Here is an 18,878-nt window from a genome sequence, read left to right on the forward strand (position 1 = left end):
TTTGTCATTTTTTTAATAATTTAAGCAATTTAAAAAATATAAAATTATAATTATTTTTCAAAAAACAAATTATTAAAATATAATTAGAATTATGAAAAAAGGAACATATAAAATAATAAAAGAAGCGATAGAAAAATTTGATAACATTTTTATTTTTCATCACATAAGACCAGATGGTGACTGTCTTGGCTCTCAATTTGGTCTTGGACAATTAATTAAAGATAATTATCCAAACAAAAAAGTTTTTTATATTGGGGATTCAACTGGGATTTTAAATTTTCTTGAATTTAAGCATTTTAAACAAAATCAATTAAAAGAGGAAGATTTTGAAAACTCATTAGGAATTGTAGTTGATGCTTCCAGTTCAGATCGTTTAGAAAAAAAGGAAATTATACTATCTAACAAAATTTCTAAGATGGCAAGAATTGATCATCATCCAAATGGAGCAGATATTGACTATGAATTTAACTGAATAGATTCTTCTTATTCAGCTGCTGCAGAAATGATTGCTTATTTAGCTAAAATGGCTAAATGAGATATTTCTTTAAAAGCTGCTCAATATATTTACACAGGTATTTACACAGATTCTGGCAGATTTTTTTATAGTAACACAAGTAAAAGAACTTTTAATGTAGTTGAGCATTTAATAAAAAAATCAAATTTAGATATTCACTTTATCCACAAAGCACTTTCAGGAAGAACCATGAAAGAAATTAAATTCCACGGAAAAGTACTTTCTAATTTTAAAAATCAAGATAAAGTGATTTGATTCCATGTTACTCAAAAATTACAAGATGAACTTAATTTAAGTTATGAAGAAGCAAACCAAGTAAATATTCTCTCTAATATTGAAGATAATAGAATTTGAATTTTCTTTATCGATCAACCAGATAAAACAATAAGAGTAAGATTAAGATCTAATGGCCCAAAAGTCAATATAATTGCAAGAGAATATAATGGTGGTGGTCACGATAATGCTTCTGGAGCAATGATTAAATCAAAAGCAAAAATACAAGAAATAGTTAATAAAGCAATTCAATTAGTTAAAACTTTTGAAAGGGAAGAAAATGAAAATAGGTAATTTAGAAACAATCGTAAACGAAATTGAAAATCATAATTCAATTGTCATTTTCCATCACATTCGCCCAGATGGTGACTGCCTTGGTTCTCAATTTGGTTTAAAAACCTTAATAGAAGAAAATTTTGCTAATAAGAAAGTTTTCGCTATAGGTGATTCTAAAAATACTTTAAATTTCTTAGATTTTTCTTTTAATAATGATCTAAGTGATGACATTTTAAAAGAGTCTTTAGCGATAATTGTTGATGCAAATTTTAAAGAAAGAATTGAAAAAAGAGAGTTATTAGACAAAAATATTTTTAAAAGTGTAATTAGAATTGATCATCATCCAAACGAAGATGATTTAAATACAACAACTAGATGAGTTGATTCTTCTTATATCGCTGCAGCTGAAATGGTTGCTGACTTAGCTTTTAGCAGTAATTGAAAGGTTTCAACAAAAGCAGCAAAATACATTTATACAGGAATTTACACAGATTCTGGACGTTTTTTATTCTCTAATACAACACCAAGAACCTTATCTCTAACTGCTAAACTTTGAGAAACAGGCTTAAATATTGATGAACTTCATACAAACCTAACAAAAAACAGTGAGAGCGATTTACGTTTTCAATCATTTATTTTTAGCACTTTTAAAACATTTAAAAATGTTATTTACTATTCAATAACTCTTGAAGAACAAAAACAATACAACAAAACTCCTGCTGAAGCAACTAGACCAAATACTTTAGCTAATATAGATAATTACAGAATTTGATTGTCTTTTACAGAAGAAGAAACAAACAAATGAAGAGTAGAATTTAGATCTAATGGTCCAATTGTGAGAAATGTTGCAATCAAGTGAAATGGTGGTGGTCATGAAAGAGCATCAGGTGCTATTATAAACGATGAAAAAGACATAATCAAAATAGTTGAAGATTGTCAACAAGAATATGAAAGATGAATCAAATTAAATAATTAAAGTCTTTATTAATTAATAATTATTTAAAGATAGGAGAATAATTTTATGAGTAAGTATGATGAATTCATTAGATCATTAATAGATCAAAAAGAAAAGTTAGAAGACAATAGAACTTTTACAATTAAATTTCCAATAAGTTTACATGAGTTTTATCTAAATATGTTAGTAAATGATGACATTAATGGATATAGTATAAATTCTAAAATTGCTAAATGTTTGAAAATTTATATGTTAAAAGATCATTATGGTAAATATAATTCAACTAAATTAAAAAATTTATCAACTAAAATAATAAGAATTAATAAACCTATTATTGATTATAGTAAAAAACGAGAATTTATAAAACAATGAATAATTGAACAAAAGATTTATTTATCTTTACATAAAAATTTTACTATAAATGAATTTGAAGAACTTATGAGACAAGGAGAAATTTTAGTTAGTGAATAATATGATAAAAAGTTTAGAAGAATTTAATAATAAAACAGATGAGCAATATAAAAACAATTTTATGAAAAATTCTTTTGTTATTTTTGATTTAGAAACTTGTGATAATAATAAATCTATTATTGAAATCGGTGCTATCAAAATAAACAACGGAGAAATAGTTGAACAGTTTAACGAATTAGTAAAACCAAAGAATTTTGAAATTAATAAATGAGAGCGTTTTAACAACATTCCTACGAAGTTAGTCAAAGAAAAAGGTAGAGATACAAAAGCAGTTTTAGAAGAATTTAATGCTTTTATAGGTGATTTAGACTTATATGCACATAATGGAGAAACTTTTGATTTTGTTGCATTAAAAAGAGCTTATAACCAAGTAGAACTACCTTTTCCCACTAATAATTTTATTGACACTAAAGATTTTTTTCAAAACAGAAGTTTTTATTTATGACAGAGTGAAAAATGAAGTTTACAATTTCTTTCTTCAATGCTTGGAGTAGATTATTTAAAAGCACATAGAAGTGTTCAAGATTGTAAAATTTTATATGAAGTGTATTTAAAAATACAAGATAAAAAATATATTTTAAACTCTTTTAAAAAAAGTAATGGTGTTTTTCTAAAACAAAAAAAAACTTTTTCTAAATATGAATCAAAAATTATTGATATTGATTATGTAAATATTTTAAAAGAAAGTGATGTATTAGTAAATTTTCAATTTTCTATTACAGGTAAATTAAGTTTTGAAAGAAAAGATATTGAAAAAATAATTAAGCTTAACGGTGGAAAATTTGTTGATAATGTTTCATCAAAAACAGATTATTTAATAATTGGTGAATTACCAGGAGAAAATAAATTAAAAAAGGCAAAAGAATACAACATAAAAATAATTAGTGAAGCGGAATTTTTATCCTTAATTAGTCGAAAAATTGGAAAAAAGTAAGTAATTAAAGTCTTAGCGGGCTTTTTTTATTTTTCCAAAAAGTGAATTTTTATAACAAATTTACCCCTATTTTCAATTTGTTCCACAAAAAATGAATTTTTATAAACATTTAGTATAAAAATATTATAATTATAATGTTAATTAAAAAACGGAGGACATTAATGAAAATTATATCAATAGGAGCAAATCACGCAGGAACTTCATTTTTAAGAACAATGAAAAAAGTTGCTCCAAACGCTAAATTAGTAGCATACGACAGAAATACCGATATTTCCTTTTTAGGTTGTGGTATTGCTTTATGAGTTGGAGGAGAATTCCAAAGCCCAGATGGTTTATTTTATTCAAGTGTTGAAGAATTAAAAGGACTTGGAATCGATGTTAAAATCGCTCATGAAGTTATTGAAGTAAACAGAAAAGAAAAATATGTAGTTGTTAAAGACTTAAGTACAGGAAAAACTTTTAAAGACACATATGACAAATTAGTATATGCTGGTGGTACATGACCAATTATTCCACCATTTGAAAACATTAACTTAGAAAACATTTTAGTTTCAAAAATCTTTGCACACGCTAAAGAAATTAAAGCAAAAGCAGAAGACAAAAATGTTAGAAATGTAGTTGTTATTGGTGCTGGATACATTGGAATCGAATTAGTTGAAGCATTCCATAAATACGGAAAAAATGTAACACTAATCGATATGCAAGACAGAATTATTCCTAACTACTTTGATGAAGAATTTACTAAAAAAGTTGAATTCTCAATGGAACACCACGGAATTAAAATGCAACTTGGAGAAAAAGTTCAAAAATTTGAAACTAAAGATGGTAAAAAAGTATCAGCTGTTGTTACAGACAAAGGAACATATGAAGCTGATTTAGTAATTTTAGCTATCGGATTTAGACCAAATACAGAATTAATTCAAGGTGTTGAAAAAACAGCTAATGGTGCTATAAAAGTAGACAAATTTCAAAGATCATTAAGTGATGAAAACTTATATGCTATCGGCGACTCTGCTTCAATGATTAATAGTGCTACAAAAGAATATGCACATATTGCTCTTGCTACAAACGCAGTTAAAACAGGAATCGTTGCAGCATTCCACTTAGCAGGAAACGAATCAATTCCTTTCCCAGGATACTCAGGAACAAACGCAATTAATGTATTTAACTTCAACTATGCTTCAACAGGGTTAACAGAAGTTGTTGCTTCTAAAACAGAAGGAATTAAAGATAGTTTTGCAGTAGAATACTTTGAAGACAATGACAGACCAGAATTTATGAAACACCACTTTAAAGTTTGATTTAAAATTACATATGACAAAAAAACTTTAAGACTATTAGGGGCACAAATCGGTTCTGAAGGTAGAGCAGCAAATCACACTGAAGTAATTTATATGTTATCTCTTGCAATTCAACAAGGATTAACATTACCACAAATTGCTCTAATGGATTTCTACTTCTTACCACACTTCAACAAACCATTTAACTTTGTAATTCAAACAATTTTAAATGCATTAAACTTAAATTACAGCAAAAAATAATTAATTTTTAATTTTTTCCCGATTTTTTCGGGTTTTTTTATTTTCCAATTTTAAAATTGTTATAATTAAAAAATGGAAACAATTTTTCAAACTAAAACAAGTAAAGAACTAGATTTATCTTTTGATTTTCAAATTTTAAATCACCAAAATAGAATCTTAGACATAAAAATAAATGGTCTCTTGAGAGAAATAAAATATAACGATAGTTTTTTTGATTGATTTATTGAAGATTTATTATTTTTATTAGATAGTAATAGATACCAAAAAAGATGAGATTATGGTCAAATTAATATTATGGGTGTGAAAAATTTAAAATTAACTAAAAATGATGAAGATAGTTTTATAAAACTTTTTAAAAGTGTAACAAATTTTGATTTAATAAATAAGGAGTAAAAAATAAAATGAAAATTTATGTAAGTAAAAATTATTCACCTTTTTATAATTTAGTCTTAGAAGAAATTATGACTAAAGACGAAACCAACAAAGAAGATATTATTTTTCTATACCAACATGAAAATGCTGTTATTATAGGGAGAAATCAAAACGCTTATAAAGAAGTAAAATTCGATGTTTTAGAACAAGAAAATATCGAATTATACAGAAGATTGTCAGGTGGAGGAGCGGTTTATCACGATCTTGGAAATCTTAATTTTTCTTTTATAACAACTAATAAAACAGAAAGAAGCTATAGCAATTTTTTAGAACCGGTATTAGAATTTTTACACACCTTAAACTTGAATGCAGAATTTAAAGGTAGAAATGATTTAGTAATCAATGGTTTTAAATTTTCAGGAAATGCTCAGTTTATTTATAAAAACAAAATAGTTCATCACGGAACAATGCTTTTTAATGCTAACTTAAGCAAATTATCTAGTGTATTAAATCCAAGTAAATTGAAAATGGAATCTAAAGGAATTAATAGTGCTAAACAACGTGTAACTAACCTTATTGATCAAATGGTTGAAAAAATCACTGTGAATCAATTTATAGATAAATTTACTCTATTTTTAAAAGAAAAATACAATGCTACTATAGAACAAATACCAACTAATTATTTACATCAAATGCAAGAAATTAAAAGTATCCGTTCTTCTAATGATTGAGTACTTGGAAAAAATCCAGAATTTTCTTTTTTTAGCGAAAAGAAAACTGATGGTGGTATTTTACAAATTAGTGCAAATATAAAGGAAAATAAGATTAATTCGATAAAATTTGAAGGTGATTTTCTCGCTAAAAAAGGAATTGAATATATTGAATCTAAATTAATTAATCAAAATTTTGAAAAAGAAAATATTATTCAAATCTTAACTACTATAAAAAATCTTGAAGAATATTTTGGAAACATTTCAATAAACGATATTATAAATGTTTTATTTGGAGAATAAAATCTCAAAAAACAACACAAAAATTTGTGTTGTTTTTTTCTAATAATATTTAACTATTTATTTTTTACTTTGTTTCCTTTTTTGAAGAAAATAGGACAAATTAGTGAGTATTAATGAATTTTTATAAATTTTTGCTATAATTATAAAGACATAAAGGAGATATATGAAGAAAAGTATAAAAAAGAAATTTCTAATTACATTATCTTTACCAATTTCTGTATTAACTACTTTTGTTTCTTGCAACATAAATTCAAATTCAATTGATGAAAGTGAGCAATATAATATATATAAAAAGGAATTTAATAAATATCAAGAAAGTAAAATTATAAAAAGTAATAAAAATTTTACTTTCTTAACTAATAGAAAAAACATCAAAAACAAATTAAAAAAATTTTATATTATTAAAAATCAAGAAGATGTTAATCAAATAAAAAATATTTTTGCAACTTCTATTGAAAAATATAAAGAAGAAAAAAATAAAGCAGTATTTGAAAACGAAAATTTATATAATTCAATCAATTATCAAAATTTATTGATTTATTTAAACAAATTAGATCTAAATAACAATATATATGTTTTTAATAATTTTGTTAAAAGTAGAGATTTATTTGAAACTTTTCAAAATTTATATAAAAATTTAGATTCAGATTTTAACAAGATAAACGATTTTGAAATTGAGATTCCTTATTATTCAATAGCACAAAAAAATAAAAATGAATTAATCTTTAATTCTGCAGATTTAAAATATTATTCATATTTAAAGAGCAAAAATCAGGAGGAACCTGATTTTAAAACTGATGAGTATTTTTGACCTACTTTCAGTTATACTGCTTTTAAAATTTCTAAATCATTATTTTCAAATGATGAATTAAATAATTTTCAAGTAAAAAGCAAATTTTTAAATTATAAAGAATTTAGAGAGTTTATAAAAAAATAATTTTAAATAATAAAGAAACACCACTAAATTTTGAGTGGTGTTTTATTAAAGCAATATACAGGGATATTAATTTAGTGTCCCAAATTTATGTCCCTGTTTACCCTGTTTATTTAACCTATTTATTTTTTCTTTTCTTTAAAACAAAGAGAACAATAAGTGCTATTAAACCGATAAACGATAAAGACAGAATGATAGGTAAACCTATTTTAATAAAAGGATGAATTTTATTTTGTTGTTCAATTTCTTTAGATATTTTTAATTGAATCTCTTTTAACTCTTTTTCAGATTTAGCTTCGTCTTTTTCTTTTTGAAATCCTTCTTTTCTGTTTGGGTTTTGAACTTTAAGAATTAAATTATTTGTTTTTTCTATTTCATCTTCTATACTATCTTTTTTACTTTTTAAATTGTTAAGAAAATCTAAAATTTGTTCTTCATTTTTTTCTAATTGTTCAAATTCTAATTTATATTTTTTTACTTCATTTTCCAATAATAAATTATCTATTTTTTGATTAATACCAGTTATATCAAATTCTAATTTTAGAGAATGTATTTTTTCTTTTATAAAGGAAATTTCTGTATATTGTAAAGTTTTACTTTCAATTTTAGAAATAGAATCTTGGATAAGTTGATTAATTTTATTAAACACTTCCTCATTATAAATTTCTTTATATTTAGAATCAAATACTAATTCTTTTTTAAATAAATTTATTTGATTATTTTTATCTTCTATAAAAGAATTAAATAGATTGTTTAAAAAATCAAGATTAAGTTTTTTATCTCTTAAATTATAATTATCACTCATTATAATTTCATCTTTTTTTATAAATTCTTTTTGTAATTCTTTAGATAAATTTTCTCAATTTACTCATTCAGTATTAATAGTATTTTCAAAATTAAGTCTAATTTCATTTTTATATTTTTCATTAAATTCACCTAATTTATTATATTCAAGTTGTTCATAGTTTGTTTGATAAGATAAATTTAATTCCTTATATTTATCTTCGTTTATTAAACTAACTTGTAATTGTTGTTTAATTTCTTCAGTAACACTTTTTAATCTATTAACGCTTTCTACAGTATATACTTCTTTATGTAAAAAATTAAAATGTCTTAAATTTAATCTCGCTTCTTCTTGATTATAAATGGAAATTTCTAAATTAGTTTTTACTTCATTATATAAACTTACTAGTTTATTTATAGTTTCTTCTGTAATATCTAAATTTTCATTAACTATTTTATTTATAGAATTATAAATTCTTCAATATTGAGAATAGGAATTTTCTGTATATTTATGATTAATATTTTCAATTTTTTCTGAAATTAAATTATTTAATTGATTTAAATTAGCTTTTTGTTTAGCATTAGCTATAACATTTTTAATTTCATTTATAACTGCATTAACTGTATTTTGATTTAAATTAGTTGATGTGTTAGCTAATTGTCCTTTAGAAATAACAAAATCATATAAATCTTTGTCTTCTTGAATTCAATTTTCATATTGTTCATTTCTTGTATTAATTAATGTTTCTAATTCTGTTTTATCAACTTCATTATTTATACTATTATCTTTATCTAAAAAGAGAATTTGTGCTATTTTTGGTTTTTTATTAGTTCATTTTATAGAAATAGAAATGATTTTATTATGATCATCAATTGGTAAATTAAAACCTGTATTTAAAGAAACTAAATTACCTAATTTTACTTCTCTCTTTTGATGATTTTCTTCGTTATAAATTGTTGCAAAAACTTCCGCTAAACTCGCTTCTTGTATGCTTACTATATTTAAATATTTATTATTATAATCATTTTTTCCAAATGAATAAGTTAGTTTCCCATTTTCGTTTTTAGGTTCATAATAAGTGGTTAATTTTTGATCAATTAAGTTTAAAACGGTTGTTTCTGTATCTTTAGATTCAATATTAACTCCACTAAAACCGGCGACATTATTTTTGGATTGGATATTTCCATCGTTTATTAATATTTCATTTATATATAAACTTCTATTATTTGGATAATCAGAATTAATTAATATTTTTATATATCTTGCTTTTTTATTTATTAAATCACTAACTCCTCAATATCTATATTCAGGATATTTAGAATCATAAAAACCAAAGTTAGTATCTTTTAGTTTTTTATAACTATATTTAGAACCATAAGCATCAGCACTATAAATAGTTTCTCAACTAGAATTATCTTTTGAAATTTGAATTTCTGCACTTCTTAATCAATTTATATTTTCTAAATCAGAAAATATTTTTATTGAATTTAAATCGATATTTGAACCTAAATCATAAGCTAAATAATCATTTATTTTTAATTTTTTATTAATTTTTGATACAGTTGTAAAATCTCCATCAAAAGCAAGATTACCTTTAAAAGTATCGTTATCACTCTCTTCAATGTTTGTATCAATTAATTTACCAAAAGTTGTTTCTTTTTCTGTTTGAATAAATAAGTGGTTAAAAATTAAACTGATAGGATTTTCTGATTTATTTCTTAAAATCAAATATCTTGCAGGAACAGGAGAATTAGTTATATTTTCTTTATTAAAAGTGAATCAATTAACTCCATCAATAGAACTTAGAAAATCAATATTAGCATTTTCTTGTCAATTTAAATCTACACTATTTATAGTTTTTGTTGATTTTAAATCTAAACCAATATATTCACCAATGTTTAAATTATATTGATTATGGTTATCACTTTTATCTAAACTAAATAATTTATATTCATTATTTGAATAAGATGTTGTTAAATTATCTTTTTGAGAAATATTTGAAAGTTCATATTCTTTACTATTTATTCCCTTAAATTTAAAATTAACACTTTTAACTTCTCAAAAACTTTCTGTATTTTGATTAGATAAAATTCTAATTCCTGTAAATACTCCACTATTTTCAGGTAATTTTATAGTGGTTAAAGTATCATTTAATTGTACATTAGGCATAACATCTACAAATTCATTATTAACTATTTTTTGAATTTTAACTGAAGAAATTTTAAACTTCGGAGTTTGTAAAATATTTATTTCATCAATAGATCTTGGATATTTAAAATTTATCTTAAATCCTGTATTTTCCTTTACATAAGTATTATCTGTTGCAGCCATTACAGCAGATGTATAGTCAGAATTATCAACAATATAACTTATATTGTTATTATGTTCTGAAGATCTTATTTCTTCTCTTCCTAAAATTCTAGCATTATCTAGTTCTGCAATATATTCTTGCTTTTTGTCATTATTATCATAACCTATTCTTAAATTAGCAATTCTTCATCATGAATAATTAACTGTTTGATTGTTTACAAATCTAAATCTATCTGTAAAAGCATAACCATAAATTATATGATTAAATTGATTTCCTCAATTGTCTTTAGAACTAAATAATTTTCAACTATTAGAATTATAATCATAATATTCTACTTTAAAATTATTTAATCTATCTCTCCCACTTTCATTTCCTTGATCTAATTCTATTCTAGTTATTACTCTTTTAGAAGGAAATTTAAAAGCAATTATTTTTCCTTCTGAGATTTTTGAACTTCCTGCTCCTGTTTGACTATCTGAATAAGCAAGTTGTGTAGCATAGTTATTATCTTTCACTAATGCAATAGTTCCATTTTCCCTAATTGCTATATCAGAAGTAGAATCTTCCCTGTTTTCCTGTAAATCTGTATAATTTAAATTATTAGACACCACTTGATTTTGATTTATTAAAATGTTTGTTACTCTTAATCAAGCTTCTTCAGGATTGTTTTGAGTAGTTATTAATCTTATTCCCGTTACATTAGTAATATTTAAATTATTAACTGTTATAGGATTAATATTATTGTGCAATCTGGTATAAATTTCATCATTTAAATTTTTTCAATTACCTTCGTTTTGTTTATATTGAAGTCTTGAATAAAAGAAGTGATCTCTTCCACCACCCATTTTAAAATAAATAGAATTTAATCTTATTGGTTCTGAAAATTCAACACCGAAATAATCATCTTTTACTATTCTATTTGGATCTTTATATATTTTATCTTCTTTATTGTTTGGCACGAAAATATTTAGATAATCATTTTCTGGTGTATCCGGTCTATTTGTAATGTAATTTAAAGTAACTTGATTTATATTTTTTTCTATATTTAATTTACTTTGTTGCTCTGCATCTAAAAAATTTATTAATTTAGTGGCAAAAGGTTGAATATATTTTGTTCCTACTCTAGGATTAACTAAAATATTTTTAAAAGTTACAAGATGATTTTCTCTAGAATTATTTACATTATATTTACCTAAAGATAAATTATCGGTGAATTCACTAAGTTGATTGTTTTTTAAATTAATTAAAGCATTTAATAGATAAATTATTCCTTGGTTTAAATCATAAAAAGAATCAATTCAAGGGGAAAATTCCTTTATAAATGGATTTTTGAAATAGTAATTTTTTAATTTATAAATATCATTTTTTAAATTGATGAAATCTGTTTTTATTTCATTTATTTGTTCTACAGTGTAATTTTTTGAATCTAATAAATTTTGTAAATTAATGATTTTTTCTTTTAATTCCACTGATTCTTCATTACCATTTTCTATAGAAATATTTTCAAATAAAGAATGGGAACTAAATTTTTTAAATAATTCTATTAATTCTTTATATTCAACTTGATTTCCTATAAGTTTTTTCAAGGAATCATCATATAATTTATTCTTTTCAGTTTCATTATTGAAGTTATTTCATAAATAAGAACTTAAGGCAAATAAAGGAATTTCAGAATGTTCAAAAAATAAAGAAGGATTTAGTAAAACACCATCTAACTTGTTTTCATCAAAACTTGAATTTAAATTTTGACTAATGCCTCCTAAAATTAAATTATTTTGTTTATTGGATAAATTAATTCAATTACTTCACAATGTTATTTTACTTCTGCCTGTTATTTCTATAAAGTCATTAATAAATTGATTATTTATTGTATTAAAAGTTTTTCCTGGATTTGTAATTATTTCAAAATCTGATGGAATAGTATTTATAAATTCTTTTAGTTTGCTAACGATATTTGCTTGATTTTTATCAAAAGAATTAATTATATCTAAATTATTCAAAGCAATAAAGACTTGTTTATTTTGTACTTCTAAAGTGTCAAATCACTCTTTAAATTTAGTAAAGAATTTTTGTTGAATTGTTAAATCTATTTCGCTATTTTCATTAAAAATGAATCCGAATTTAGAAACTTTTAAAGATGTCAATTCTAAAATTTTTTGTTTAAAGTTTTCTAAATCATTATCAAAAGACTCTTCTCTTAATTTGTTTTTAGCAAATATGTTAAACATAAAAACAGGTTCAATATTTGATTCTAAGCTTTTATTAATAAAAGGTTCTAAAAAATCTTTTTTCTCTAAATTAGAATATTTTAATTTTCAATCTTCATTAGTTTTTTTATCAAAAGTATTTCAATAAAAATATTTATTTAATTTTTGTTTTTTAGCATACTCTAAATATTTAAATCTTTCTATATTGCTTCAGTTGGTATTTAATGAACCTTCAATAATTCCTCTATTTTTTGCCATTGAAAAATCTTTTATAACAAATTCTTCAATTGTTCTATTTTTTAGTTGATCTAAAATTTGTTTAAAGGTTTGTGCAGCATAAAATTCAGAATCTTCTTTAAAACCAAAAGCTCCTATAATATTATTTTTGCTTGTTAAAATGTAAGAATCTTCTTTTGAAGATATATCACTATTTGAATTTATATCACTTAATAATAAATTATCTACAGAAGTATCTGTATTTAATTTATTTCCAATTAATATGTTTGTTTTACTTTCTATAATTTTCTTTTGTAAAGTAAATTTATAGTTTTTAGAAGTTAAAATATTTTTAAAATTATCAATTGTTTTTTGAGATATTCCATCTTCAATAACTAAATTAACTTCTGAATCTAAAACATAATTTTTATCTAAATAATTAATGCTTTTAACATATGGATTTATGTTATAAGTTTCATGATTATGAGAAATACTATTTTCAAAACTGGCAGAAGCAAAAAATAAAGGAGAAATCCCTATAAAAGGAATAAATTTCTTTAATTTGTTTTTCTTTTTCATTTTATTTCTCCTTTATTTCTTTCATAAATCATGGTAAATCATATTTATTAGGATTAACAGCATTTGCTCTTATAATTTGAGAAGCAAAAGAATGTTTATTTTTTAATTCAAAAGGATGTTCTCCGTTTCAGTTTACTCCAAAATAATTATAGTCTTGTCCATCATAGTTTCAACTTATTGAATATTGAAAACCAACTCCCGAGTTTCATAAAGATGCTAAAGAATTATCTCCGTTAAACCTTCCTGTTCCTGAAGCACCCGCTCCTGAATAAAATGGAGAATAACCATTTTCATTAGCGATAATTGTTCCTCATTTTCATCCACTTCAGTAATTAGCTACTGGTCTATGGTCTAAAATAGCATTTTGATTTCCACGTGGATAACCTATTGAAGCAATTTCTTTAACAACAGGAGAATTAAAGTCATTTAATCTTCAAGTGTTATCAATTGTAGAATTTGCTAACTTAAATCAATTTTCTAAGTAAAGTGCAAGATCAAATTTTCCTTCTTCTCTTGCTCTAGCAATTCCTGGATTAATATCAACAATTATAATAGAAGCATCTAGTCTTTCAGGTGTTTTTCCTGTATTTTTTAAAGGATCTCCATTTAAATTGTATTGTTGAATTCCAATTCAAATAGTAGTGGATTCATTGCCTTTTGTACTTGTGTAATCAGTTCATCCATATCTACCTCTAGAAGCGTAAGTTTGTACTTGTAAAAAAGGTGCTGATATAGTTTTATCACTTGATTTAAAGAATAAATTATCACCAGATATAAGGGAAAAATCGTGTATACTAGATGATTCAGCATGGTGATTTGTTAAAACATAAAATCTTCCATCATTTGGATCATTATTTACTTTTCCTATCATTGAAGCAGTTGCTATGGCACCACCTGGACTATAAGCAATTGCTCTACCAATAACATTTCTTACTAATTCACTATGTTCTCCCGCTTCTTTAAGTCTAATTGTTTCCAATCTCATTGTATATCCTTCATGTAATTTAAAAGGCACATTTGAATTAGGATTATAAACATTATGATCATAAAGGTATTCTGGTTTATTATAAAAAATGGTTGGTTGAGAGAAAGTATTTGGTTCTACTTTTGAATAATCAAAAGCATTTGTGTTTCAACCAAAATCTTCAGTTTGTTGTGTAGAATCATATTTAACTCTCAAAGTTGCTGCTCCAGGAGCAAATAAAAATTTATAATCATCAAATTCACTAACTACAGATTTTGCTGCTTCTCTTGGATCGATAGTTATTCTATTTTCAGGATTTTTTGGTCAAACATTAAAAATAATATCTCCATTTTCAAGAAATTTAACTTGAATATTGAATATAAAGGAATTTCCGCCTTTTTCTACTGTTTTTTCAACATTAGTTATTTTATTTTCTTTAATTTGATCATAATCAAATTCAATATTAAAAGCAGGATTGTCAGAAACACTAAATCCTGAATCCGTTCTAGAAATTGCACCACCATTAAAGGTTAAATTCAATTTTCTGTTGGATGTATAAATATTTTTAAATAAAGGATCTAATATTTTATGCTGTAAAGTCCATGAAAGAATATTAGTTTCTTTATCCACTTTTCATAAAGCATCTTTTCAATATAATTCAAGGGTTCTTTCTCTGTGAATTTCTGTTGCTGAATTATAAATAGTTCTTAAAGAATCGGTATCTCTACTAGAATCTCAAGATGGTTCTGTTCTTTTATTGTTTATTGATTCTGCTTTAAATCCTGTAATTTTGTATCAACTATTAGCATTTTTATTTCAAGGTTTTACATATACTGGATCTTCTACTCCAAATTTAGTTAAAGAAAATCTAACATAAGCTGATGTTTCATCAATTGCTTGAATTTTATTGACATTAATTTCACTAACAGGCAATTCATAATTTTTATAAGTAATAAAACCATTAGTATTTTTTATACCTAAAATTTTAGTTAACTGATCTTTATGACCTTGAAAATAACTAATCGTATTTTCTGCTAATTTTTCTTTATTTATTTGAAGATCATCAAATGTTAAATTGTTCATCATTATTTCTGGATAATGAAGTTGTTGATAATCATTTACTAAATTAATTAAAGTAAAAGTTTGTTTAGTTGAAAATCTCTTATTTTGGTGTTCTTTTTCGATAAAACCAATTTTGAAACTTAATCCCCTTTTACCAACAAGATTAAAATCATAATAGTAAATAAAGTATTTATTTCTAATTCGACTCAAATCACTATCGTTTATAGCAAATAAAGTTAAATCTTTATCATAATTTCCTGTACCAAAAGGCACATAAACTTTATTATCCATATTAACTGCTTTATTATTATTTCCATTTACTATTTTAAATAAATAACTTGCTTTATAAAATTGTTGTTGCTCTACAAAATCTTTAGCATTAATAATTCCAAAATAATTGCTTGGATTTCCACTATCATTAATTTGTCCATTAACTTTAACTTGATCAATGTTTGCTTCATTTAATTGTTTTAAAATATTAGCATCGTTTTCATCTATAGCATCAAATCCTTCAAAATCTGCTTCTGTAAGATTTTTACCTGTTTTTGGTTTGATATCTTCTAAATCTTGTAATTTAAAATTAATCATTTTAATTGGATGAGAATATAAATCACCTAATGCTTGAATTGGTGCTTCTGTTCCATTTATTTTATATCAAAGAATTAAATCAGCAGAACCATTATAGTTATCAATATTATTAACATCTTTAACAAAAATCTCATATTTTCCAAATTTTGGTAAATCATAAATTTCACTCATTGCTTTTTTTGCATCTTGTGCTAAAAATTGAGAATGAGTATAAAATAAATTAGGTTTAAATTTAAGTAGACTTCAAAAGTATTCTTTTGTTCCTTTTAAAATTTTTTGAATTTCTGCAAAATCTTTTGCATCTTTTTGTTCTTGAGTGTCATCACCATTTAAAAAATCTACAGGATTTAAAGTTGGTATCACTTTACTTTTGATAATTTGTTTATTAAAAAGAACATTAAAAGTAAAATATAAACGATTTTCTTTAAAAGTATCAAATTCAGGTATGTCAAAACTAAAGAAGTTTTCGATTCCTTTTATTCTTGGTTTAAAAAAGGTTTTTTTATCTTTAATTTGATTAAATTCACTATATGATAATTTAGATAATGCTTCATAATCAACTTCATAAAATTGATCTAAATTATTTAGAACTATTTTATTTATAAAAGGCATTACATCTTTACTAAAGGTAATTTCCTTTGTAATTGTAGTTTTGATTTTTCGATTGCTCTTTAAAAATACATCTAATGTTAAAACTAAAATATTTTTATTTTCTTCTTTTAATTCTAAATTAGTAACATCAAAGTCAAAAGTTTCATCATCTCCTTCGTTAATAAAAACTCTATAATTGTTTAAATTGATTGACGCAGAATGTAAATAACGTTCAACATCGTAACCATTTGGATCTTTTGCTAATGAAACAGTGTTATGACTTGAGACTTGTTGTAATAAAAGATTATTTAAATTATCTGCAAAAACTCCAGAAGTTATTATATTTTCCACATTAAAGTCTTTTAAAGAATTATAAAAATCATTTATTTTATTTTTAATATCATCGAAATTTTGGATTAAGAAATCTTCTAAAATATTACTTTCATTATTATATATTTTGCTAAAATTTCTTGCTTTTTCATTTAAGAAAAAGTTTAATAATTTTTCTGAATCTATTTCTTTTTTATCTATAGCATCATTAATTTTTGTAAATTCTTGCTTTAAGTTAGTTAAAAGTGTAAAAAAGGATTCTGTTTTTTGTTTAAAATTATTAAAATCTGAAATTGTTGTTTTAGAGTATGCTATTATTTTTAAATAAGATTTTAAGCTTGTTGTTATTTGTAAATTCGAATCGATTAATTCTATTAATTTTAATTGTTCTTGACTAAAATTATTTATTTTGTTTTCAAAATTTATTTCCAAATTCTCAAATTGAAAATTGCTTGCAATTTTATTTGTTGAAGCAATTAATTCTTGTTTTTCTTTTTCTGTTAATTTGGTATTTTCATTAATTTTTGAAATAAGATTATTTATTTTGTTATTTAACTCTTCATTTCTGTGATTATTACTTATTATAAAATTAGATATTTCTTCATTCAAAGAATTAATTGTGTTTTTAAGTGATTCTAAATCATTTAAAGAAGCAAAATTAGAGTTTTTTAAACTTAAATATGTTTCAATTTTCATATTAATATCTTCACTAAAAACATTATTATATTCTTCTTTAAAATGATTAATTTCTTTTATTTTCCTGTTTATTTCAGAAATTTCACTTAAAAAATCTGATTCATTTTGTCTTTTTTCAAATAGAGTTTTATAGTTGGTTTTTAAAAAAGAAACAAGATGTGAATCAAGTTCGCCATTTTGTTCTAAATTAAATACTAAAATTTTAAAATTTTCTAAATTAGAAGATAGTAAATTTTCTTTTAAAGTTAACTCTTCTTTAACCTTATTATTTAAATTTAAAAACTGATTATTAAAAATTGAAAAATCATAAGATGATTTATTTAAAAAATTATTTACATTATTAATTTCTTCTTGAAGTTTAGGTTCATTTTCCAAATTATATTTATTTAAAATCAATTTTTTCTCTTTATTTTTGTTAAATAACATTAAATTATTTTCTAGTTCCATTTTAAATTCTATATTTGAAAAGGAATCAAAATTTGTTTCTACTGAATTTATTATATTTTTTTCTAATGAAGAAAAAAGAGGATTTTTATTTTTGTCAAAAATTAACTTTATTTCTTCTTGTAAAAATAAAAACTTTTTACTATTTTTCTCTTTTGCTAATTTAATGGATTCATTTAATTTAGTAAGTAAATTTTTAAAATCAATATTTAAGGAATCAAAATTAAAAGTTGAGGAATTCAAAAATTTTGTAATTTTTGCAGAATTACTTTTAACTAATTCATCATCTTTAATTTCTTTTTCAGAAACAATTTTTTTAAGTTCTTTATATATCTTGATATTTTCAGATAAATTTATTTTAAATTCTTTGCTCGAAAATAATTTTTGATTATCTTTTAAATTTGTTTCAATTTGTTTTTTTAAATTTTGAAAATCTAAATCATCTAAAAAGTTAAAACTTTCAGTTTGTTCTTGAGAACAAGAAACTAAAAATGCTACAGGTATAGAAATTAATAAAATTTTTGATATTTTTTTTCTCATAATTCTCCTTAAATAATTTAAATTATTTACTTATTTTTAGTTAATTATAAATTTATTTTTTTGAAAAATAAATATTCTCACCAAAAAAAAAAAAAAAAAATAATATTTTTTTGCTTTTTTTCTTCTTTTTCAAAGTTTTCTTGTCTTTAAATTAAATGTTATAAAATAATTTTAGTTAAAGAAAATAGAATTGTAGATAAAATTATAAATGATAAATTTACTGCAGCATTTAATTCTCAAACAAGTGTTGTAACTGAATTTAAAGGCGAAATAATTAAAGTAG

10 protein-coding genes are annotated in these 18,878 nt (G+C 22.9%); 8 read left to right on the top strand and 2 right to left on the bottom strand.

Features of this window, described 5'->3' with window-relative positions; genetic code table 4:
• Positions 1-91 precede the first annotated feature (91 nt).
• The 8 genes from ACXX88_RS00830 to ACXX88_RS00865 all read left to right on the top strand — a co-directional run bounded on the left by ACXX88_RS00830 (position 92) and on the right by ACXX88_RS00865 (position 7,286).
• Entirely contained in the window at positions 92-1,081 is a 990-nt protein-coding gene (locus tag ACXX88_RS00830; RefSeq protein WP_458559298.1) for a DHH family phosphoesterase, read from the top strand.
• Entirely contained in the window at positions 1,068-2,039 is a 972-nt protein-coding gene (locus tag ACXX88_RS00835) for a DHH family phosphoesterase (RefSeq protein WP_458559299.1), read from the top strand. The genes ACXX88_RS00830 and ACXX88_RS00835 overlap by 14 nt, the downstream gene beginning before the upstream one ends.
• Positions 2,040-2,084: 45 nt before the next feature.
• Positions 2,085-2,489, top strand: a complete 405-nt coding sequence (locus ACXX88_RS00840) for a hypothetical protein (RefSeq protein ID WP_436358772.1) — start codon at positions 2,085-2,087, stop codon at positions 2,487-2,489.
• Position 2,490: 1 nt separating this feature from the next.
• Entirely contained in the window at positions 2,491-3,423 is a 933-nt protein-coding gene (locus ACXX88_RS00845; protein ID WP_458559300.1) for an exonuclease domain-containing protein, read from the top strand.
• Positions 3,424-3,584: 161 nt separating this feature from the next.
• On the top strand, positions 3,585-4,964 hold the full coding sequence (locus ACXX88_RS00850; RefSeq protein ID WP_458559301.1) for an FAD-dependent oxidoreductase: 1,380 nt from the start codon (positions 3,585-3,587) through the stop codon (positions 4,962-4,964).
• A 72-nt stretch (positions 4,965-5,036) separates the two neighbouring features.
• Positions 5,037-5,357, top strand: a complete 321-nt coding sequence (locus ACXX88_RS00855) for a hypothetical protein (protein WP_458559302.1) — start codon at positions 5,037-5,039, stop codon at positions 5,355-5,357.
• Positions 5,358-5,365: 8 nt separating this feature from the next.
• Positions 5,366-6,349, top strand: coding sequence for a lipoate--protein ligase (locus ACXX88_RS00860; RefSeq protein WP_458559303.1), 984 nt, complete (start codon positions 5,366-5,368; stop codon positions 6,347-6,349).
• A gap of 163 nt (positions 6,350-6,512) precedes the next feature.
• A complete protein-coding gene (locus ACXX88_RS00865; RefSeq protein WP_458559304.1) occupies positions 6,513-7,286 on the top strand; it encodes a hypothetical protein in 774 nt (257 codons plus the stop codon).
• Between the two features lie 115 nt (positions 7,287-7,401).
• On the opposite strand, the gene ACXX88_RS00870 is transcribed toward ACXX88_RS00865, so the two are convergent.
• Positions 7,402-13,380 (bottom strand): beta-N-acetylglucosaminidase domain-containing protein, encoded by a 5,979-nt coding sequence (locus tag ACXX88_RS00870; RefSeq protein WP_458559305.1) that lies wholly within the window; start codon positions 13,378-13,380, stop codon positions 7,402-7,404.
• Between the two features lies 1 nt (position 13,381).
• Positions 13,382-18,595 (bottom strand): MGA_1079 family surface serine endopeptidase, encoded by a 5,214-nt coding sequence (locus ACXX88_RS00875; RefSeq protein ID WP_458559306.1) that lies wholly within the window; start codon positions 18,593-18,595, stop codon positions 13,382-13,384.
• Positions 18,596-18,878: the final 283 nt, after the last annotated feature.

It is taken from the genome of Mycoplasma sp. 5370 (assembly GCF_054343435.1).